Origin of the sequence: Streptomyces sp. WAC05374, assembly GCF_004353505.1 — a bacterium.
Lineage (GTDB): Bacteria > Actinomycetota > Actinomycetes > Streptomycetales > Streptomycetaceae > Streptomyces.
Genome location: NZ_SMNQ01000006.1, coordinates 153,255 through 174,157, shown reverse-complemented (window position 1 = coordinate 174,157; position 20,903 = coordinate 153,255). Strand labels below are relative to the sequence as shown.

Here is a 20,903-nt window from a genome sequence, read left to right as displayed (position 1 = left end):
ATGACCGACAGGGCACCCGACACGGCGAGCGGGCCACTGGACCTGACGCTGCTGCGCACCTTCCTGGCCGTGCACCGCTCCGGCTCCTTCACGGCGGCCGCGCGGCTGGTGGGCCTGTCGCAGCCGACGGTCACCGCGCAGGTCAGAGCGCTGGAACGGAAGCTGGGGCGGGAGCTGTTCGCCCGCCTCCCGCGCGGGGTCGTCCCGACGGCCGTCGCCGACGACCTCGCGGCCCGGGTCGCCGGGCCCCTGGACGCGCTGGAGGCGGTGACGGGCGGGCCACCGGGCGAGGGCGGCGCCGGGCCGGTCCGGCTGGCGGGGCCGGCGGAGCTGCTGTGCCTGCGGGTGCTGCCCGCCCTGGCGGCGCCGACGGCCGCGCGGGGCGTGGTGCTGCGGGTGGCGACGGGGCTGACGGACGACCTGCTGGAGGGGCTGCGGGCGGGCCACCACGACCTGGTGATCGCGACGTACCGGCCGCGTGGCCGGGCGCTGGTGGCGACACCGCTGATGGACGAGGAGTTCGTGCTGGTCGCCGCGCCCGGGTGGGCGGACCGCATCGGGCCGGGGCGGGTGGCGGCCGAGGGCGCGGCGGCGCTGCGGGGCGTGCCGCTGGTGGCGTACGCGGAGGACCTGCCGATCACCCGCCGCTACTGGCGGCACGTCTTCGGCACCCGGCTGACCGCCCGGGCCTCGGTGACGGTGCCCGACCTGCGGGGCGTGCTGGCGGCGGTGGCGGCGGGCGGCGGCGTCGCCGTGCTGCCGCGCTACCTGTGCGCGGGCGAGCTGGCGGACGGCACGCTCGTCGCGCTGCTGGCGCCGGAGGACCCGCCGATCAACACCGCCTACCTGGTCCGCCGCCCGGGCGCGGTGGACCACCCGCACCTGGCGCTGGTGCGCGACCTGCTGGTGCGCGAGGCACGCGGCTGGTGAGCCGCCGGACTCTCCTCGCGGTCACCCGCGTCACTTGCGGTTGTACACCCGCATCGTCACCGTGCCGAAGACGCCGACGAACAGCGCCGACCACCCCAGCGACCAGCCGATGTCCGCCGCGGGCCACTCGCCGGCCATCAACCCCCGTACCGCGCTCGCCAGATGGGTGACCGGGCTGTTGTTGACGAACGCCTGGAGCCAGCCCGGCATGGTCCTCGGGTCGACGAAGATGTTGCTGAGGAACGTCAGCGGGAAGATCACCATCATGCTGACGCCCATCACGGACTTCTCCCCGCGCAGCAGCAGGCCGAACATCGTCCAGATCCAGGAGAACGCGAACGAGAAGACCAGCAGCAGCACCACCCCCGCCACCACGCCGACCACACCGCCGTGCGGGCGGTAGCCGATGACCAGGCCGACCGTGAGCATCACGGCGGACGCGATCACATAGCGCAGCACGTCACCCAGCAGGTAGCCGACCAGGGGGGCGGGGCGCCAGACCGGCAGCGTACGGAACCGGTCGAAGACGCCCTTGCCGATGTCCGTGTTGACCGACACCCCGGTGTACATCGTGATCATCACGACGCTCAGGGTGAGGATGCCGGGCAGCAGGTACTGGATGTACGCCGCGGCCGACCCGGCCAGCGCGCCTCCGAAGAGGTACGTGTACATCAGCACCATCATGACGGGGAACGCCGTGACGTCGAAGAGCTGCTCCGGCACGTGCTTGATCTTCAGCACGGCGCGCCAGCCGAAGGTCAGGGAGGCGGACAGCGCGCTCGGGCGGGGCGGCCGCCCGCCGGCGACCAGCAGGGCCGCGAGGTCCTCGGTACGCGGGCCGGTGAAGGCGGCGTCGTCGGTGACGGTGCTCATCCGGTGGTCTCCTCGGCGTTCGTCCGGTGGTCTCCTCGGCCCGGTCGGGAGGTCTCCTCGGCGTTCGTCCGGTGGTCTCCTCGGCCCGGTCGGGAGGTCTCCTCGGCGCTCATCCGGTGGTCTCCTCGGCCCGGTCCGTCCGGTCCGTGAGCGCCAGGAACACCTCGTCCAGGCTCGGCTGGCCCAGCGCGAAGTCGTCCACCATGACGCCCGCCCGCGCCAGCTCCGCCAGCGCCCGCGCCGCCTGCTCGGCCGCACCCAGCTCCGTACCGTGCCCGTCGACCGTCGCGGTCAGCGCCACCGGGTCGGGGTCGAGCTGCACGGTCGCGTTCAGCGCGCCCGCCAGCACCCGTTCCGCCTCCGGCCGCTGCCCCGGCTCGCGCAGCCGGACGTGCACGGACCCGGAGCCCACGGACGCCTTCAGCTCGCCCTTCGTGCCCTCGGCGATCACCCTGCCGCGGTCGATCACCGCGATCCGCGACGCCAGCCGGTCCGCCTCGTCCAGGTACTGCGTGGTCAGCAGCACGGTGGTGCCCTGGGCGACGACCGCCCGGACGATCGCCCACACCTGGCTGCGGCTGCGCGGGTCCAGGCCGGTCGTCGGCTCGTCCAGGAACAGCAGGTCCGGGGTGTTGAGGATGGACGCGGCGATGTCGATACGGCGCCGCATGCCGCCCGAGTAGTTCTTGACCTGCCGGCCGGCCGCCTCCGCCAGCCCGAACGCCTCCAGCAACTGCGCAGAGCGCTCCCGCGCCGCCCGCTTGCCGTGTCCGAGCAGGCGGCCCAGCAGCACCAGGTTCTCCGTGCCGGTCAGGTCCTCGTCGACGGAGGCGTACTGCCCGGTGAGGCTGACCCGCCCGCGTACCGCGTCCGCGTCCCGCACCACGTCCCTGCCGAAGACCCGCGCCTCGCCACCGTCCGGCCGCAGCAGCGTCGCCAGCACCTTCACGGCCGTCGTCTTGCCCGCCCCGTTCGGCCCGAGCAGCCCGTACACGGTGCCGGCGGGCACCCGGAGGTCGACGCCGTCGACCGCTCTGTTGTCGCCGAAGACCTTCACCAGGCCGTTCGTCTCGATGGCCGGGTCCGTGCCCGCCATCACTCGTGGGTGTAGAACACGTAGAACGCCGCCAGCCCCGACGACACCGCCAGGATCAGCGAGACCACCGCCACCGTGAGGACGCTGTTGCCGGACAGGCCGTAGAGGAAGCCGATACTGCCGCCGAACAGCAGGCCGAACGCGGCCGCCCGCGCCTCGCGCGGCAGTGCGCGGCGCACCAGCAGGTAGCCGTACCAGAGGGCGCCGAAGACGACCATGCTGACCACCGCGAGCACGGCCTGGCCCCCGGTGAAGGGGCCGTCGCCGTGGCGGACGACGACCTCGGCGTACAGGCCGTACAGGACGGCGCACACCGCGAGGACGATCAGGCTGGACCGGTGTACGTGAGGGCGGGTCGCCCGCTCCCCTGGGCGGCGGTGCCGTCCGGGCAGGCTCGTGTGCACGGCCATGGCGCGCTCCTTCCACTGACCTCCCTCCAGAGCACACCCGCCGCCCCGGACCGGCAAATGGATCACTGTCGGAACGGGGACGCGGGCGGGGGCGCCATGAGAAGGTGACGGCTTGGCCGCTCCCTCCACCTCGCACCTGCTCCGCCGGGCCACCGCGTGGGCCGCCGGGCTGCTGCTCGTCGTGCCCACCGCCGTCACCGGCTGCCGGCTCCTCGGCACCGACGCCGTCACGCCCGTGCCGCAGCTCCTGGCGCTGCTGCCGTGGCTCGCCGTCCCCGCCGGGCTCGCCCTGCTGGGGGCGCTCCTGGTCCGGCGGCCGGTCCTGGCCGCGTGGGCCGGCGGCGTGCTCGCCCTGGCCCTGTGGTTCACGCAGCCGTACGGGCCCGCCGACACGCCCGCCCGCGGGCCCGTCACCGCGCGACTGCGCGTCCTGGCCGCCAACGTGGAGTTCGGCAACGCGACCGGCGAGCTCGTCGCCGCCGTCCGCCGCGAGCGCCCCGACCTGGTCTTCGTCTCCGAGTGCGACCCCGCCTGCGCGCGGGCCCTCGGCGCCGGGCTGGGGGACCGCTACCCGTACGGCGCCCACGTCGCCGCCGCCGGGCCGGCCGGTTCGGTGATCCTCGGCGCCCGGCCGCTCACCCCCGAGCCCGCCCTGCCGGGCACCACCATGGGCATGCCGGGCGCCACGGCCCGCGTCGGCCCCGGGGACGTGACCGTCCGGCTCGCCCATCCGATGCCGCCGCTGCCCGGTCTGATCGGCCTCTGGAAGCGCGAGCTGGGCCTCCTCCGCGACTTCGCCGCCGCCCACCGGGGTGGGCCGGTCATCCTCGCCGGTGACTTCAACGCCACCCAGGACCACGCCGCCTTCCGCTCCGTGCTCGACTCCGGAGCCCTCCACGACGCCGCCCGCCTCGCCGGCGCCGCCCGGACCGGTTCCTGGCCCCGGGGCCGGGCCGTACCCCCGTACGCGCAGATCGACCACGTGCTCGTCAGCGCCCACTTCTCGGTGCGCGGCGCGCGCTTCCTGGACCTGCCCCGCACCGACCACCGGGCGCTCCTGGTCGATCTCGACCTGCACGCCCGGCCGTAACCGGGGCAGGCGGAGGGCTGCCTCGGCGGACCCGGTCCGCCGACCAGGGAGCCGGACGCCGGGCTTCCGGGTGCACTCACCGCAGCGCGTCCACCCGACTACGATGCGCACGACTCACGCGTGACGTCCCATGCCGACGCATGCGCGGTCAGCTCCCGCTCCAACGCCATATGCCGTGCCATACAAGGACATTCGCCATGCGCAGCGTTTCCAGCAAGGCTCACAGCAGGGCTCCCGGCAGGGTTCCCGGGCGGGGTCCCGGGCGGGGGCTCCAGCCCAATGTCCTCGGTACGTTCGACACGATCGTGATGGCCGTGGCGGGCAGCGCGCCCGCCTACTCGCTCGCGGCGACCACCGCCGTGCTCGTCGGCGCCGTGGGCCTCGCCGCGCCGGCCGCGCTGCTCTACTGCGCCATCCCCATGCTGGGCATCGTCCTGGCGTTCAGCCGGCTGGGCCGGATCGACGTCAACGCGGGCGCCAGCTACTCGTGGGTGGGCCGGACCCTGCACCCCGCCCTGGGCTTCCTGTCCGGGTGGGCGCTGATCGTGGCCGCGACCCTCTTCATGGTGGCCGGGTCCCTGCCCGCCGGGCAGCTCACCCTGGCGCTCCTCGCCCCCGGACTGGCCGACGACACCGCGTGGGCCACCGCCGTGGGCGCGGGCTGGTTCCTGCTGATGCTGCTGGTGGTCCTGGGCGGCGCCCGGCTCACCGTACGGGCGCAACTGCTGCTGACCGGGGTGGAGTTGACCATTCTGCTGCTGTTCATCGGGGGCGTGGTCCTGCACCGGGGCGCCGCCACCGCCTTCGACTGGTCCTGGCTGGGCCTCGGGCACTTCGACGGGGTGTCCGGCTTCGCGGCCGGGGCGCTGATCGCCGCGTTCTACTACTGGGGCTGGGACGTCACCAGCAATCTGAGCGAGGAGACCCGCGACAGCCGCCGTACGGCCGGGCTCGCGGCCCTGGTCGGCATCGGGGTCGTCTTCCTGCTCTTCGAGGCGTTCACCATCGCCGTCAACGTCGTCCTGTCGGCGGACGAGGTCCGTTCGGGCGGTGCCAACGTGCTGGCGCTGCTCGGCGACGCCGTGTGGCCGGGCGTCGGCGGCAAGTTGCTGATCGTGACGGTGATGCTGTCGAGCGTGGCCACCCTGGAGACCACGCTGATCCAGGTCACCCGGTCGCTGTTCGCCATGGGACGGGACCGGACGATGCCGGCCGCCCTCGGCTCCGTGCACCCCCGCTGGAACACCCCGTGGGTGGCGATCACCGTGGTCGGGGCGGTGGCGCTGGTGATGTTCGTGGCGGCGACGGCGCTCGGATCGGTCGGCGACATCCTCACGAGCGCGGTCAACGCGATGGGGCTCCAGATCGCCTTCTACTACGGGCTCGCGGGCGTCGCCGCCGTGGTGGCCTACCGCCGGATGCTGCTGCATTCCGTACGGGACTTCGTCCTGGGCGGCGCGTGGCCGCTGCTGGGCGCGGCCTTCATGTTCTGGATCTTCTTCGAGTCGCTGGGCGGGCTGACCGGCACCGCCGCGGCGATCGGCCTGGGCGGGCTGGGGGCCGGGATCGTGCCGATGGTCTGGTACTGGCGCAAGGGCAGCGCGTACTACCGTCCGGCGCGGCTGGACGCGGCCCGCGCGATGGCGGCGGCGGACCCGTACGGCCTGCCGCGACAGCACCACCACACGGCCACCGGGAACGAAACACTGTCGACCGACTTCTAAGAGGACGACAGGACGACAGGACGACGAGACAGCAGGGCCGGATCAGCGTGTTTCTGACGGGGGGACAGAGAGATGGCCGTACGCCGCAGCCGCCGCTCCACGCGCTTCGAGCCGGACTTCGACCCGGACTTCGGCGACCGGGCGCTGGGGCGCGCCCGGCACGACATCGTTATCGGCCGCTGGCAGGGCGTGCGCGACCTGCTGCGCGACACGGGGGACGACTGGGCCCTGCGCACCCACCGGCTGCGGCTGCTGTCCCACGCGGCGGCCGGGAGCACCGCCGTCGAGGCATGGCGGGCGGCCGAGCCGGGCGACCCCGACGCGGCGGTGCTGCGGGCGGCGACCGAGGTCGTGCGCGCCTTCGACGAGGCCATCGCGGTGGGGCGGGGCGCGGCGGTGGACCGGGCGAGACTCGACGTCACGGTGATGGCCTGCCTGGGCGCCGCCGACGCCCGGCCCGCCGACCCGATGCCCTGGGTGTCGCTGCTGACCGTGGCGCGGCTGTACGAGGGCGGGGTGGGCCGCGTGGAGCTGCGGCGCTGGTGGGAGGAGCTGCGGCGGCGCGACCCGCACAACCTGGAGGGGCACGTGCAGGTGCTGCGCTACCGGTCGGCGCGGTGGCACGGGACGCACGGCTCGATGTACGACTTCGCGCGGGACGCGGCGGGGGCGGCGCCGCCCGGGTCGCCGCTGCCGGTGCTGGTGCAGATCGCGCGGGTGGAGGAGTACCGGTACATCGCGGACGCGGCGCGCGGCAAGGGCCCGGTGCGCGGCTTCGACCAGCACTGGAAGCACGAGCTGGCGGCGACGGAGGTGCGGCGCACCTGGGAGCGGTGGCTGGGCGGGCGGCCGCCCGGGCCGGTGCGACCGGAGGAGGTCGAGCCGCTGAACTACCTGACGCACGCCGCCTGTTACGCGGGCATGCCCGAGGTGTACGGGGACCTGTTCGGGCTCCTGGACGCGCGGGCGTCGTGGGTGCCGTGGGCGTACACGGGCGACCCGGCGGAGCAGTTCACGAGGTGGCGCGGGGGGACGGCCCGCGCCACCTCATGACCCCCGTGCGTCAGACGCCGATGTTCCGGCCGTCCTTGCGGTACACGGCGACGACCGACGGGCGGACGATCTTCCCGGGGCCGTCGGGCCAGGCGGAGGCGGGCTTCTCGACGGACGCCCCGTCGACCTCGCCCGGGTGCTGTACGGCGACGAGGACGCGGCGCTCCTGGATGATCGGACCGCAGGTCTCGGCGCCGGTCGGCACGGTCAGGAACTGCTTGAGCTCACCGCGCCGCTCGCCGTGCGTGGCGACACCGAACAGGCCGTCGTGCGACCCGAGCTGGTTGCCGTCCGTGGAGATCCACAGGTTGCCGTACGGGTCGAAGGCCACGTTGTCGGGGCAGGAGATGGGGCTGACCTTCTCCTTGGGGTAACCCGCGAAGTACGTGGCCGGGTCCTCCGGGTCGCCCGCGACCAGGAACAGCCGCCAGGCGAAGCCGTCGGAGGCCGGGTCGTCCCAGTGCTCGGCCAGCTCCAGGACCTGGCCGTGCTTGTTGTTGTTGCGCGGGTTGGCCTCGTCGGCGCCCGCCTTGCCCGCCGCGCCGCGGTCCTTGTTGTTGGTGAGGGCGACGTACACGCGGCCGGTGCGCGGGGACGGCTCGACGTCCTCGGGCCGGTCCATCTTGGTGGCGCCGACCTTGTCACCGGCGAGGCGCGTGAAGACGTACACCTCCTCGGCGGTCATGCCGGGGACGTGGCTCGTGTCGCCCGTCGCGAGCGGAATCCACTGGCCGCTGCCGTCGAACTCGCCGTCGCCCGGAAGCTTGCCGGTGCCGTCGATGTCCTGCGGGCTGTCGCCGGTGAGCTTGGCGACGTACAGGGTGCCCTCGTCGAGGAGGGTGAGGTTGTGCTCGCGGGCCTTGCGGGAGTTGCCCTTCATCATGCGCTTCGACGACACGAACTTGTAGAAGTAGTCGAACCGCTCGTCGTCGCCCATGTAGACGACCGGGCGGCCGTCGGCGGTCAGGCGCGGCTGGGCGGCCTCGTGCTTGAAGCGGCCGAGCGCGGTGCGCTTGCGGGGCGTGGAGTCCGGGTCGTACGGGTCGAGCTCGACGACCCAGCCGTGGCGGTGGGACTCGTTGGGCTCCTGCTTGGCGTCGAAGCGCTTGTCGAACCGCTCCCACTTGCGTTCGGTGGCGCCGCTGCCGATGCCGTACCGCTTGTCGGTCGCGGAGGACCCGTTGGCGAAGTACTGGTTGAAGTTCTCCTCGCCGTGCAGCGTCGTGCCCCAGGGGGTGGTGCCGCCGGCGCAGTTGTTGAGCGTGCCGAGGACCTTGCGGCCGGTCGGGTCGGCGCCGGTGCGCAGCAGCGCGCTGCCGGCGGCCGGGCCGGTGAGCTCGAACTCGCTGGTCGCGGTGAGGCGCCGGTTGAGCGGGTGCCGCGTGACGGGCGTCAGCCTGCCGGAGCGGTGCTCCTCCTGGACGACGACCACGGACAGGCCGTGGGCGGCCCACGCGATCTCGACCTGCTCACGGGTCGGGTTCTCGGGGTCGTACCCCTTGAACATCAGCACTTCGTCGGTGTACTCGTGGTTCGCCACGAGGACCTGGCGGCCGTGCTCGCCCCGGAGCGGCAGCAGGGACAGGAAGTCGTTGTTGTACCCGAACTGTCCGGCCTGGGCCTTCGCGGTCTGCTTGTCCGGGTCGAAGGCGGGCGCGCCCCGCAGGATGGGCTCGCCCCAGCGGATGACCACGCTCTGGGCGTAGCCCTCGGGGACGGTGACCTTGTCGTCCTTGTTGGGCGCCACGGGCGTGAAGCGCAGGCCCCGGGCGCCGGAGCCGCTGCCCGCGGTGCGCGGGGTGGCGGCGACCGCCTCCTGTCCGCCCGCCTGGGCGACGACGGCACCGCCGGCCGTGGCGGCGACGGTGACGACGGCGGCGGCACGCATCATCGAACGGCGCGACAGCGCCCCGGCTATGACGTCGCCGACGTACTCGTTGTCGCTGGTGTTGGGCACCTCGTGGAAGCAGGCGTCGCCGCACCGGTAACGGCAGGTGAGGGCGGAACGGCCGCCTCCGTGCGGGTTGGTGCTCAGCAGCGGGAGCAGCTTGCGCACTTCGTCCTCCTCCGGCGCAGCCTGCGCCGACATGGTGTCGGGAATCGGTCCGGCGGTGACGTTAGGCGCGTAGATGTGCAGGTCGGCGGCGGCGGGGTGAACGGTGGGTGAATGCGGCGCGTCAGGGGTGGGGTTGACGCGAATGCCCCTTGCCTTTCGGCGCCACTCGGGGCGGCTAACCTTACGTGTCCGCCCTGGCCAGGGATGATTCCTAGCAGTACGGACATACACGGCACCCAACATGCGAAAGGCCTCGCCCATGGGCATTCGGAGCTTGCTGCGCAAGGTGTTTGGACGCGACCGTGCGGAGCGCAACGAGACGGCAGCCGCCTCCGTCCCGCCCCAGACGGAACGCGCGGTGCCCCAGGAGGAGCCCACGGCGACGGTCCCGTCCCCGTCCTCCCCCTCCCAGGCCGAGCGGACGGCGGCGGACCTGGTGGCGGCGTCGTTCGACAACCCCCAGCCGCGCCGCGCCCCGGTCCCGGCGGCCCGCGAGGCCACCCCGGACCCGGCGGCCACGGCGAAGCCCGACATCCCGTCCCAGCCGACCGCGGAACCGGCGGCGGAGCCTGCCGTGGAACCGGCGGCGGAGGCCGCTGCCCCCGCTACGGAGGAGCCGCAGGCCGAGGCCCCCGCCGAGACCGCCGCCCCCGCGCCGGAGCCCGAGCCCGAGCCCCAGGCCGACGAGCCCGAGCCGGCGGCCGAGCCCGAGCCCCTGGCCGCCACCACGGAGGCCCCGCAGCCGGAAGCGACCAGCGCCCCGGCGGCAGCCGCCCCCGAGGCTGAGGCCCCGCAGGAAGCCACCGCAGCCTCCGAGCCCGAGGGCGAGGCCCCCGCCGCAGCCCCCGCAGCGGAGGAAGCCGCCCCGGCCGCCCCCGAGCCCGAGGCGGACGCCGACACCACCGCCCCCGAGCCTGCCACCGCCCCCACCGAGGAAGCGACCGCCCCGGCGGAAGCCGCCCCAGAGGCGGACGCCCCGCAGGAAGCCACCGAGCCCGAGGCCGAGTCTCCCGCCACTCCCGAGCCCGCCACCGAGGCGACCGCCCCCACCGAGGAAGCCACCGTCGCCCCAGGAGCGGAGGCCCCGCAGGAAACCGCCTCCGAGGCCGACGCAGACGCCAAGGCCGACGCCGACACCACCGAGCCGGAGCCCGCCCCCGAGGCCGCCGCCACCGAGCCCGAGGCCGACGCGCCAGACACCGCCCCAGCCACCGGCGCCGGCACCACCCCCGACGCCGACACCGCCCCCGCCCCCGCCCCCGCCCCCGACGCCGACGCCGACGCCGACGCCGACGCGCCGGTGGCCAAGCCCGCCCTCTCCCTCGCGCGGGTCAAGACGCGGGCGCCCCAGCTCGCGGACGCGTACAAGGCGGCCGGGGCCGCGCTGCGCAAGCGCGGGCTCGTGGGTGCGCGCGCCACCGTGTACCTGGTCCTCGACCGCTCCGGGTCGATGCGGCCGTTCTACAAGGACGGCAGCGCCCAGCACCTGGCCGAGCAGGCGCTCGCGCTGGCCGCGCACCTCGACGAGGAGGCGCGCGTCCCGGTCGTGTTCTTCTCGACCGAGATCGACGGCACCGGCGAGGTCACCCTCGACGACATCGAGGGCAGGATCGAGGCCCTGCACAGCTCGCTCGGCCGCATGGGTCGGACGAACTACGACCGGGCCGTCGCGGAGGTGCTGGCCCACCACGGGAAGTCGGGGGCGGCGGACCGCCCCGCTCTCGTGCTGTTCCAGACGGACGGCGCCCCCGAGTCGAGAACGGCCGCCACGCAGGCCCTGACCGACGCGGCGACCAGCGCCAAGGACGTGTACTGGCAGTTCGTGGCGTTCGGCGAGGAGGACTCCAAGGCGTTCGACTACCTCCGCAAGCTGGAGGCGCCCAACGCCGGGTTCTTCCACGCGGGCCCCGCGCCCCGCGACGTCCCGCACGCCACCTTCTACCGCGAGGTCCTCGCGACCTGGTCGGCCTAGGGCCGCTCGGGGGCCTGGTCGCCCACGGGCAGCCGTACCGTCACGACCAGGCCCCCTCCCTCCCGGCCCACGGCCGACACCGTCCCTCCGTGCGCGGCCGTGATCGACCGCACGATGGACAGCCCGAGCCCCGCGCCGGGCCCCATGCGGTCCCGCCCCTCTCCCCGCCGGAACGGCTCGAAGAGCCCCGGTATGTCCGCCTCGGGGACCACCGGCCCGGTATTCGCGACCGTCAGCACGCCGCCGTCCACGGTCACGCGGACCCATCCCGTACCGTCCGGCAGGTTGTACGCGACCGCGTTCGCGACGAGGTTCCGTGTGAGCTGCGCGATCAGCACCCGGCTGCCCATCACGACCGAACCGCCCCCTCCGCCGGCCCGCCCGGCGCCGGGCCCCACCGGCCCCGACCCCACAGTCCCGGCCCCCCTCGCACCGGCCTCCCCCACACCCGCCCCCCCCCCCCCCCCCCCCCCCCCCCCCGGCCCCGCCCCCCCCCCCCCCCCCCCCCCCCCCCCCCCCCCCCCCCCCCCCCCGCCACCGCCCCGGACACCTCCACGCCGTACGCCTCGCACTCCTCCTCGACGACCTCCCGCAGCCGGACCGCCTCCCGCTCCTCCAGCCCGCGCTCGCTGCGCGCCAGCACCAGCAGGCCGTCGATCAGCCGCTCACTGCGCCGGTTGGTGTCCAGCAGCACCTGCTTGACCGGCTCCGGGACCGAGTCGTCCAGCCCGACCTGGATCGCCGCGCGCTGCGTGGCGAGGGGCGTGCGCAGTTCGTGCGAGGCGTTCGCGATGAACCGCCGCTGGCTGTCGAACGCCGCCTCCAGCCGCCCCAGCAGGGCGTCGATCGTGTCGCCCAGCTCCTTGAGCTCGTCGTCCGGGCCGCTCACGCCGAGCCGCTCGTGCAGGTTCCGCTCCGAGAGCCGCCGGGCGCGGGCCGTCATCTCGTGCACGGGGCGCAGCACGCGCCCCGCCGTCCACCACCCGACGACCACGGCGCACAGCGCCATGACCAGCAGTGCGCCGCCGGACCAGATCAGCAGTTGCTCGGAGGCCGCCCGGCTGACGTCACCGCTGACCTGCTCCACGCGGACGACGTCAGGGCCCTCGATCCGCGCCACGATCTCCTCGGCCTCACCGCGCGTCCCGGCCCCGGAGAGCAGGTTCACCACACCGAGCAGGCAGCCGCCCAGCAGCAGGAAGACGGCCCCGTGCACCAGGGCGATCCGTATCCGTATCGCCGAGCCGGGCCCGATCACAGCGCGTACCCCACGCCCTGCACCGTGCGGATCAGCGCCGGTTCCCCGAGCTTGCCGCGCAGCTTGCTCATGCAGACCCGTACCGCCCCGGTGAACGGGTCGGCGTGCGCGTCCCAGGCCCGCTCCAGCAGCTCCTCCGCCGACACCACGGCACCCTCCGCCTCCAGCAGGATCTGGAGCACGGCGAACTCCTTCGGCGACAGTTCCAGGTCCCGCCCGTCCCGCTCGGCGGTCCGCCGTACCGTGTCCAGCCTCAGTCCGTGCCGCTCCAGGAGCGGCGGCACGGGCGGCCGGGCGCTGCGCCGCCGCAGCGCCCGTACCCGCGACACCAGCTCGGGGAACTCGAACGGCTTGCCCAGGTAGTCGTCGGCGCCCAGGTCGAGCCCTGCCACCCGGTCCTCGAGCCCGGCGGCGGCGGTCAGCATGAGGATGCGGGTCCGCGCCCCGCCGGCCACCAGCCGCCGCGCCACCTCGTCGCCGTGCATCCGGGGCAGGTCGCGGTCGAGGACGACGACGTCGTAGTCGTACAGCCCCAGGTGGGCGAGGGCGGCGTCGCCGCTGTGGACGGTGTCGACGGCGAATCCGGCGCGCCGCAGTCCGGCGGCGACGAGCTCGGCGAGGACCGTCTCGTCCTCGGCAACCAGTACACGCATGCCCCCACCCTCCCCGCCCGGACGTTTCGCCGGTGTCTCCGCCCCCGCCCTCCCGCGTCTCGCCCTGCCGTCTCCCCACGTGAAACGAAGGTGAGGGCAGCTTCCGCGGCCGGATAGGATTTCGACCATGGCGGCCACTGGATCCGAGAAGCAGGGGGCGAAGGCGTTCTACGTCTCGACCCCCATTTACTACGTCAACGACGCTCCTCACCTGGGCCACGCCTACACGACCGTCGCAGGCGACGTGCTCACCCGCTGGCACCGTCAGCGCGGCGAGAAGGTGTGGTACCTCACCGGCACGGACGAGCACGGTCAGAAGATCATGCGCACGGCCGACGCGAACGGTGTCACTCCCCAGGAGTGGTGCGACAAGCTCGTCGAGGAGGCCTGGAAGCCCCTCTGGGAGCACCTGAACATCGCGAACGACGACTTCATCCGCACGACGGAGAAGCGGCACACCGACCGTGTGCAGGAGTTCGTGCAGGACCTGTACGACAAGGGCGAGATCTACAAGGGCGGGTACGAAGGCCCGTACTGCGTGGGCTGCGAGGAGTACAAGCTCCCCGGCGACCTGATCGAGGACGAGCAGGGTGTGAAGCTCTGTCCGGTCCACAAGAAGCCGGTGGAGATCCTCAAGGAGGAGAACTACTTCTTCAAGCTCAGCGAGTACGGCCCGAAGCTGCTCGACTTCTACGAGAAGAACCCCGGTTTCATCCAGCCGGAGTCGGCCCGCAACGAGGTCGTGAACTTCGTCAGGCAGGGCCTGGAGGACCTCTCCATCTCGCGGTCGACCTTCGACTGGGGCATTCCGATCCCCTGGGACGAGAAGCACGTCATCTACGTGTGGGTCGACGCGCTGCTGAATTACGCGACGGCGGTCGGTTACAACGAGAACCCGGCGAAGTTCGACGAGACCTTCCCGGCCAACGTCCACCTGATCGGCAAGGACATCCTGCGCTTCCACGCGGTGATCTGGCCGGCGATGCTGATGGCGCAGGGCCTGCCCGTGCCCGGCAAGGTCGCGGCGAACGGCTGGCTGATGGTCGGCGGCGAGAAGATGTCGAAGTCGAACCTGACCGGCATCAAGCCGCAGGACCTGACCTCGCACTTCGGTGTGGACGCCTACCGCTGGTACTTCCTGCGGGCGATCGCCTTCGGCCAGGACGGTTCGTTCTCGTGGGAGGACTTCACCGCCCGGTACACCTCCGAGCTGGCCAACGACTACGGCAATCTCGCCTCGCGCGTGGCGGCGATGGTCGGCAAGTACTTCGGCGGCGCGCTGCCCGCGTCCGAGGCCGACGGCCCGGCCGAGGCGGCCGTCCACGACGGCCTGGCCAAGGCGGTCGCGGAGGCGGACCGGAAGATCGGCGAGGAGCTGGACTTCCAGGGCGGCATCCTGGCGATCTTCGACTTCGTGAAGCAGGTCAACGGCTACATCACGGAGCAGGAGCCCTGGAAGGTCGCCAAGGACGACTCCGACGAGGGCCGGGCCCGCCTGGCGACGATCCTCTACACCGCCGCCGAGTCGCTCCGCGCGGTCGCCGTGCTGCTCAACCCGATCATGCCGGAGACCTCGCAGAAGCTGTGGGACTCCCTCGGCGCCGAGCCCGGTCTGGGCGCCCTCGCCGACCAGCGCGTCGACGACGCCGCCACCTGGGGCCGCCTCCCCGCCGGCGCCACGGTCACCAAGGGCGCGGTCCTCTTCCCGCGCCTGGAGGAGCCGAAGAAGGACTGACGTCCTCCCACCCCGCACCACCCAGGACCGCCGCCTCCCCCGGAGCGCGGCGGTCCTGTCGCATGCGCACGCACGGCATTCGGCCGTTTCCCGGACATGTCGTTGCAGTCGAAAATCCGGCCATGTGATGATCGCCCTCATGACCATGAACGGGGAGGGGCATGGGACGGGCGAGCAGCGGCATGGTCCGCACTCGAGCCTGGCCGAGCTGGCCGACCTGAGCGGCGCACCGGGGGTCTCCGCCGTGCCGGAAGGGGCGCCGTCCCCGGCAGTCGGCCCACAACAGGAAGCGGCACGGCGCGCGTTCGCCGTCCTGCTGGGTGAGTTCCGGCGTACGGCGGTGCTGGTGCCGGTCGATCCGTACGGGGGCCCGTGGACCGCCGAGCAGGGCGGGGTGCGGTGGATCTGCGCGTTCTCGCACGAGGAGGCACTGGCGCGATTCGCACATGCACGTGGTGAGGCGGGGCGGGACTGGGAGTACCGGGCGGTGCTGGGCGCACGGCTGCTGGACGTGCTGGTGCCCAAGCTGGGCGTCCCCGCGGGCGTGGCGCTGGACGCGGGGAGCGCCGACGGCGTGCTGTTCCCGCCGGTGGAGGGTGTCGTGCCGGACGCCGCGGTGGCCGGACTCGGGGGGACACGGTGAGCGGTACGGATCCTGATCTCGCGGCGTCCCAGGCGGGGCTGCGCCTGATCGCGCTGGGCATCGACAAAGCGCACGAGGAATTGAAGGACCTCGGCATGATCGGCGAGGCCACCGCCGGTCGCGGCTTCTCAGAACTTTCCCTGACCGGCCTGGAGTTGGGGCACGCCGGGCTCGCAGCCGGGTTCAAGACGTTCTGCGAGCGCTGGGAGTGGGGCGTCCGGGGGCTGATGCAGCGGGGCAATGGCTTCGCCTCGGCTGTCGGGTTGTCCGCCGGTGCCTTCCACGAGCAGGAGCAGTACGTCAAGGACACCATCAAGATCGCCGTGAACGCGGTGAACGGCAATCCGCACCTCACGGAGGACGAGGTCAAGGCCAAGGACTGGGACGAGATCAGGTCCCAGAGGACCGGCGACAACGCGGACTACAGCGCGGAGTCGATGGCGGCGGCGCAACGGAACGTCGAGCAGACGTGGAAGGACACCGGCTACGACGTCGAGGACGCCGCCTTGGACTCGCTGGAGAGCAGCGGCGCCCTTGACCCGGCGCTGCGTGAGGCCGTGGACCAGCGCATGCGCGAGACGTTCGACCCCACCCAGGAGGCGGTCGACCGTGCGGAGCGGCCGGCTTGGGGGAGCGAGTAGATGACGGACTGGCTGGGCAAGGCGGGGGACCTGTGGGAAGCCGGCGAGAAGGTCGTCGGCATGGGCGTCGACAAGGGCACCGACGCCCTCGGGGAGGTGCTGGACCACGTCGGCGCGGAAGGCGTCGCCGAGTCGGTCACCGACTGGGGTGACAGCGCGGCCTCGGCACTGGGGGCAGAGGTCGGTGAGAAGCAGCTCGGCCAGAGCGAGGAGGCCAGTGAGCTGATCCACGGTCAGGCGTCCAAGATCACCGCCAGTGCGAATAGCCTGCGTGACTTCAGCGCCGCGTTCGCCATGGTCGGCGGCGGCATGAAGAAGCTGGACTCCGCCCACTGGAAGGGCGAGGCCGCCGACACCTTCCGTGAGAAATTCGAGCTCCTGCCCACGGACTGGCTGCACGCGGCGGACGCCTTCGAGGCCGCGGCGGCGGCGCTGACGGCCTACGCCGCGACGGTGACCGCGGCACAGGGGATGGCGCGCGAGGCCATCGCTCTGTACAAGCAGGGCAACGAGGTTTCCCGGAAGGCCGTCGACGCGCACAACGAGAAGGTCGACGCGTACAACAAGGCCCGCACCACCGACGCCCCACTGCCCGAGCCGGCCCCCTTCACCGACCCGGGACAGGCTCAGCGCGATCAGGCCCAGGACATACTCGACGCCGCCCGCCGCCAGCGGGACGAGGCCGCCGAGATGGCCAACGGAATCGTCACTGCGGCCCTCGCCCACGCGCCCGCCGAGAAGTCCGCCATGGAGCGCGCCCGGCTCGGCGTGATGGACCTCGCCCTGGGCAACGGCATCGAGACGACGCACTTCGTGGGCGGCGCCGTGAAAGGCACGGTCGGCCTCACCAACTTCGTCCGCTCGATCCATCCGCTCGACGGGTACAACCTCACGCATCCGGCCGAGTACTACGAGAACGTCAACATGACCCTGGCCGGCGTCGTGACGAGCGCCGCCCACCCCGACCGGGCGGCGAAGGGCGCCTGGGACGCGTTCCAGGAGGACCCGAGCGAGTTCTGGGGCCGGCTGGCCCCGGAAGCGTTCGGCACGAAGGGTGCGGGTGGGCTCAAGTCCCTCGCCCGCAAGGGCGTGGACGACGCCAGGGGCGGGACCGGCAAGGGCCGCGACGGACACAGTGAGGATCCCCACGGCACGTCGCGCGAGTGCACGGACCGGCAGTGCAAGGGTGACCCCGTCGACATGGCGACGGGCCGGATGGTCCTGCCGCAGACGGACATCGTCCTCCCAGGGTCTCTGCCGCTGGTCTTCACCCGCACCTTCGAGTCGTCCTACCGCGCGGGACGCTGGTTCGGCCCGACGTGGGCGAGCACCGTCGACCAGCGCCTGGAGATCGACGCGGAAGGCGTGGTGTTCGTCTGCGAGGACGGCGGCCTCCTGGCCTACCCGCACCCCGCGCCCGGCGTGCCGGTCATGCCCACCCACGGCCGCCGCTGGCCCCTGAACCGCGACGGGGACGCGTACACCGTCACCGACCCCGGCACCGGCAGGGTCTGGCACTTCACCGAGCAGGCGACGGACCTGGCCCTGCTGACGCGGATCGACGACCGCAACGGCCGCTCGATCACCTACGAGTACGACGAGACCGGTGCGCCGACGTCAGTCCTCCACCACGGCGGCTACCACCTGAAGCTCACCACCGATCAGGGGCGGATCACCGCGCTCCACCTCGCGGGCGCCGCCCCCGACGGCACGGATCAGACGATCCTCCGCTACGGCTACACGGACGGCCACCTGACCTCGGTGACCAACTCCTCCGGCCTGCCCCTGCGTTTCGGCAACGACGAACTCGGCCGCATCACGTCCTGGAACGACACCAACGGCAGCCGCTTCGGCTACGTCTACGACGAGCGGCACCGCTGCGTGTACCAGTCGGGCGCGAACGGTCACATGGAGTCCCGCTTCACATGGGACGAGACCGACCCCGACACCGGTCTGCAACAGACCTCCGTCACCGACGCGCTGGGGCACACCACCCGTTTCCTCGTCAACGACAGGGCTCAGGTCGTCGGCGAAGTCGACCCGCTGGGCGCGGTCACCCGTTACGAATACGACCACTACCACCGGCTCCTGTCCCGCACCGACCCGCTCGGCCACGTCACCCACTCCACGTACGACGACGCGGGCCACCTGACAGAAGTGGTTCGTCCTGACGGCCGCCGGCTGTCGGCGGAGTACAACGAGATGGGCCTGCCGGTCCGGGTGCGGGGCGCAGACGGCACGTCGATACGCCAGACGTACGACGAGAAGGGCAACCGCACCTCGGTCACCGACTCCGCCGGGTCCACAACCCGCTTCGCATACGACGCGGAGGGCCATCTCACGACGGTCACCAACGCACTCGGCCACGCGACCACCCTGCGCTGCGACCGCGCCGGGCTGCCTGTCACGGTCACCGATCCCCTCGGGGCCACCGTCCACTACGAGCGCGACGCCTTCGGCCGTCCGGTCACCATCACCGACCCACTCGGCTCGGTGACCCGCCTCGAATGGACCGTCGAGGGCAAGCTCGCCCGCCGGACCGACCCCGACGGCAGCGAGCAGTCCTGGACGTACGACGGCGAGGGCAACTGCCTGTCGCACACGGACGCCATGGGCGCGGTCACCCGCTTCGAGTACACGGACTTCGACCTGCTGACGTCCCGCACGGACCCGGACGGTTCGCGCTACGAGTTCTCCCACGACACGAACCTCCGATTGACGCAGGTCCGCAACCCGCAGGGCCTGACATGGACCTACGTGTACGACGCCGCCGGCCGGCTCGCCTCGGAGACGGACTTCGACGGCCGCGTCCTGACCTACGCGCATGATGCGGCGGGCCGGCTGGTCTCCCGCACGAACGGTGTGGGGCAGACGGTCCGGTTCGAGCACAACGAGCTGGGCCAGGTCGTCCGCAAGGACGCCGAGGGTGCGGTCACCACCTTCGCGTACGACATCTTCGACGAACTGGCGGTGGCGACCGGTCCCGACGCCACCCTCACACGGCTGCGAGACAAGTACGGGCGGCTCCAATCCGAGACGGTCAACGGCGCGCGGTTGGAGTTCACGTACGACGTCCTCGGCCGCCTCACGGGCCGGACGACACCCACCGGAGCCATCAGCGCGTGGACGTACGACGCGGCCGGCCGCCGAACAGGACTGACGACCGCGGGCCGCTCCCTCACCTTCGAGCACGATGCCGCCGGTAGGGAGCTGACCCGGCACATCGGCGACGCGGTCACGTTCACTCACGATTTCGACGCGATGGGCCGCCTCACCGGACAGCAGGTCATCCGTCTCGGCCGCACCGTCCAGTCCCGCGCCTACAGCTACCGCGCCGACGGCAATCTGATCGGCGTCCACGACCAGCTCTCCGGCACCCGCACCTTCGACGTGAACGTGACCGGCCGGGTCACCGCCGTCCACGCCGAGGGCTGGACCGAGCGGTACGCCTACGACGAGGCCGGCAACCAGACGGAGGCCTCCTGGCCCGCCACCCACCCCGGCCAGGAGGCCACGGGCGCCCGCACCTACACCGGCACCCGCATCACCCGAGCGGGCAGCGTCCGCTACGAACACGACACCCAGGGCCGCGTCGTCCTCCGCCAGAAGACCCGCCTGTCCCGCAAGCCGGACACCTGGCGGTACGCGTGGGACACGGAAGACCGGCTGGTCTCCGTGACCACCCCGGACGGCACGGTGTGGTGCTACCTCTACGACGCGCTCGGCCGTCGCATCGCGAAACAGCGCCTGGCCGCGGACGGCGTGGCCGTGGTGGAGCAGGTCTCCTTCACCTGGGACGGTGCGACCCTCTGCGAGCAGACCACCTCCGGCGGTACGCTCCCCGGCCCCGTCACCCTCACCTGGGACCACGACGGCCTGCATCCGCTGACTCAGACAGAACGCATCAGCGCCCCGGACGCTCCGCAGGGCACGGTCGACGAGCGCTTCTTCGCCATCGTCACCGACCTGATCGGCACCCCGAGGGAACTCGTCGACGAATCAGGCACCCTCGCCTGGCACACCCGTAGCACGCTGTGGGGTACGACGACCTGGAACCGCGACGCCTCCACGTACACCCCGCTCCGCTTCCCGGGCCAGTACTTCGATCCTGAAACAGGTCTGCACTACAATTACTTCCGCTATTACTCCCCCGAAGCAGCACGTTATTTCAGCCCAGACCCGCTAGGTCTCGCGCCAGCACCCAACCCGCACTCATACGTACATAACCCGGGAACATGGAGTGACGCCCTCGGGCTCTCACCCTGCCCTCCGAAGGGAGAGCACTCAAACCCGTTCAAACGCAGAAAGGACGCAGAAGAAGCCGCGTTCGAAGCTGCAGGAGTTCCCTTCGGAGAGACTCCGATCGCCGAATGGATGGTGACCGGGGACAAGAACCTGAAGTACAGCCCCGGGTATACCTATTCCGACAATCCGGCTCACTGGGGAACGTTCCGGCAATTCGAAACAGAACGCGGCTCCCGTGTCGTCGTCGAGCATACCCATGACCCCAAAGGTACGCATTTCCACGCCGGTAAACCCAAAATCGATGACACCAGGAGTCTGGTTAACTTCGGCTGGGACAATCGCAGGGTACAACGTGACGACGGAAGCTTCGGCTATCCGGAAGACATGGAGCGGTACGCGAAAATCAACAAGCCCGGCGGAGATCACCATTTCTTTTACACGGGTGAATAACACGCCGCGGGCCAAGAAGAGAGAAGAGCAGATGCCCCCTCGCACTCCGCATTGGGAACAGACGGTAGAGGCAT

General features: G+C 72.3%; 14 protein-coding genes and 1 pseudogene. 9 read left to right on the top strand and 6 right to left on the bottom strand.

What is annotated here, in order from left to right; genetic code table 11:
• Positions 1-930, top strand: a complete 930-nt coding sequence (locus tag E2B92_RS14915; protein ID WP_126886329.1) for a LysR family transcriptional regulator — start codon at positions 1-3, stop codon at positions 928-930.
• Between the two features lie 30 nt (positions 931-960).
• On the opposite strand, the gene E2B92_RS14910 is transcribed toward E2B92_RS14915, so the two are convergent.
• From E2B92_RS14910 to E2B92_RS14900, 3 genes are all read right to left on the bottom strand, one after another.
• Positions 961-1,803, bottom strand: coding sequence for an ABC transporter permease (locus E2B92_RS14910; protein ID WP_126886327.1), 843 nt, complete (start codon positions 1,801-1,803; stop codon positions 961-963).
• A 109-nt stretch (positions 1,804-1,912) separates the two neighbouring features.
• On the bottom strand, positions 1,913-2,899 hold the full coding sequence (locus tag E2B92_RS14905) for an ATP-binding cassette domain-containing protein (RefSeq protein ID WP_126886325.1): 987 nt from the start codon (positions 2,897-2,899) through the stop codon (positions 1,913-1,915).
• The gene (locus tag E2B92_RS14900; protein WP_126886323.1) at positions 2,899-3,309 is read right to left on the bottom strand and encodes a hypothetical protein; all 411 of its coding nucleotides are present in this window, start codon (positions 3,307-3,309) and stop codon (positions 2,899-2,901) included. The genes E2B92_RS14905 and E2B92_RS14900 overlap by 1 nt, the downstream gene beginning before the upstream one ends.
• Positions 3,310-3,421: 112 nt before the next feature.
• Here E2B92_RS14900 and E2B92_RS14895 point away from each other — a divergent pair, with 112 nt between their 5' ends.
• The 3 genes from E2B92_RS14895 (at position 3,422) to E2B92_RS14885 (ending at position 7,176) form a co-directional block, all read left to right on the top strand.
• Positions 3,422-4,399: an endonuclease/exonuclease/phosphatase family protein gene (locus E2B92_RS14895; protein WP_235023821.1), complete on the top strand. Its 978-nt coding sequence runs from the start codon at positions 3,422-3,424 to the stop codon at positions 4,397-4,399.
• A gap of 308 nt (positions 4,400-4,707) precedes the next feature.
• On the top strand, positions 4,708-6,123 hold the full coding sequence (locus tag E2B92_RS14890) for an APC family permease (protein WP_235023836.1): 1,416 nt from the start codon (positions 4,708-4,710) through the stop codon (positions 6,121-6,123).
• A gap of 72 nt (positions 6,124-6,195) precedes the next feature.
• On the top strand, positions 6,196-7,176 hold the full coding sequence (locus E2B92_RS14885; protein ID WP_126886321.1) for a hypothetical protein: 981 nt from the start codon (positions 6,196-6,198) through the stop codon (positions 7,174-7,176).
• 10 nt (positions 7,177-7,186) lie between these two features.
• Here the strand turns inward: E2B92_RS14885 and E2B92_RS14880 are convergent, their stop codons facing one another.
• Complete coding sequence (locus E2B92_RS14880; protein ID WP_126886320.1) at positions 7,187-9,232, bottom strand: PhoX family protein; 2,046 nt, start codon at positions 9,230-9,232, stop codon at positions 7,187-7,189.
• Between the two features lie 259 nt (positions 9,233-9,491).
• Here E2B92_RS14880 and E2B92_RS14875 point away from each other — a divergent pair, with 259 nt between their 5' ends.
• Positions 9,492-11,204, top strand: coding sequence for a VWA domain-containing protein (locus E2B92_RS14875; RefSeq protein ID WP_133087557.1), 1,713 nt, complete (start codon positions 9,492-9,494; stop codon positions 11,202-11,204).
• Here the strand turns inward: E2B92_RS14875 and E2B92_RS14865 are convergent.
• Positions 11,201-12,462 (bottom strand): annotated as a pseudogene (locus E2B92_RS14865) (sensor histidine kinase). The gene E2B92_RS14875 and the pseudogene E2B92_RS14865 overlap by 4 nt on opposite strands.
• Positions 12,459-13,115 (bottom strand): response regulator transcription factor, encoded by a 657-nt coding sequence (locus E2B92_RS14860; protein ID WP_126889636.1) that lies wholly within the window; start codon positions 13,113-13,115, stop codon positions 12,459-12,461. Before E2B92_RS14860 ends, E2B92_RS14865 begins: the two are co-directional and overlap by 4 nt.
• Before the next feature lie 127 nt (positions 13,116-13,242).
• Between E2B92_RS14860 and metG the strand changes: the two genes are divergently transcribed.
• From metG to E2B92_RS14840, 4 genes are all read left to right on the top strand, one after another.
• A complete protein-coding gene (metG, locus tag E2B92_RS14855) occupies positions 13,243-14,850 on the top strand; it encodes a methionine--tRNA ligase (RefSeq protein ID WP_126887673.1) in 1,608 nt (535 codons plus the stop codon).
• Between the two features lie 139 nt (positions 14,851-14,989).
• On the top strand, positions 14,990-15,493 hold the full coding sequence (locus tag E2B92_RS14850; RefSeq protein ID WP_235023820.1) for an SseB family protein: 504 nt from the start codon (positions 14,990-14,992) through the stop codon (positions 15,491-15,493).
• Positions 15,490-16,134, top strand: coding sequence for a hypothetical protein (locus E2B92_RS14845; RefSeq protein WP_126887672.1), 645 nt, complete (start codon positions 15,490-15,492; stop codon positions 16,132-16,134). The genes E2B92_RS14850 and E2B92_RS14845 overlap by 4 nt, the downstream gene beginning before the upstream one ends.
• Entirely contained in the window at positions 16,135-20,829 is a 4,695-nt protein-coding gene (locus E2B92_RS14840) for a putative T7SS-secreted protein (protein WP_126887671.1), read from the top strand.
• Positions 20,830-20,903: the final 74 nt, after the last annotated feature.

Excerpts from the sequence above, each read along its gene's own strand:
- E2B92_RS14915 (WP_126886329.1), top strand. The coding sequence starts at position 1 with ATGACCGACAGGGCACCCGACACGGCGAGCGGGCCACTGGACCTGACG.
- E2B92_RS14910 (WP_126886327.1), bottom strand. The coding sequence starts at position 1,803 with ATGAGCACCGTCACCGACGACGCCGCCTTCACCGGCCCGCGTACCGAG.
- E2B92_RS14905 (WP_126886325.1), bottom strand. The coding sequence starts at position 2,899 with ATGGCGGGCACGGACCCGGCCATCGAGACGAACGGCCTGGTGAAGGTC.
- E2B92_RS14900 (WP_126886323.1), bottom strand. The coding sequence starts at position 3,309 with ATGGCCGTGCACACGAGCCTGCCCGGACGGCACCGCCGCCCAGGGGAG.
- E2B92_RS14890 (WP_235023836.1), top strand. The coding sequence starts at position 4,708 with ATGGCCGTGGCGGGCAGCGCGCCCGCCTACTCGCTCGCGGCGACCACC.
- E2B92_RS14885 (WP_126886321.1), top strand. The coding sequence starts at position 6,196 with ATGGCCGTACGCCGCAGCCGCCGCTCCACGCGCTTCGAGCCGGACTTC.
- E2B92_RS14875 (WP_133087557.1), top strand. The coding sequence starts at position 9,492 with ATGGGCATTCGGAGCTTGCTGCGCAAGGTGTTTGGACGCGACCGTGCG.
- E2B92_RS14860 (WP_126889636.1), bottom strand. The coding sequence starts at position 13,115 with ATGCGTGTACTGGTTGCCGAGGACGAGACGGTCCTCGCCGAGCTCGTC.
- metG (WP_126887673.1), top strand. The coding sequence starts at position 13,243 with ATGGCGGCCACTGGATCCGAGAAGCAGGGGGCGAAGGCGTTCTACGTC.
- E2B92_RS14850 (WP_235023820.1), top strand. The coding sequence starts at position 14,990 with ATGACCATGAACGGGGAGGGGCATGGGACGGGCGAGCAGCGGCATGGT.
- E2B92_RS14840 (WP_126887671.1), top strand. The coding sequence starts at position 16,135 with ATGACGGACTGGCTGGGCAAGGCGGGGGACCTGTGGGAAGCCGGCGAG.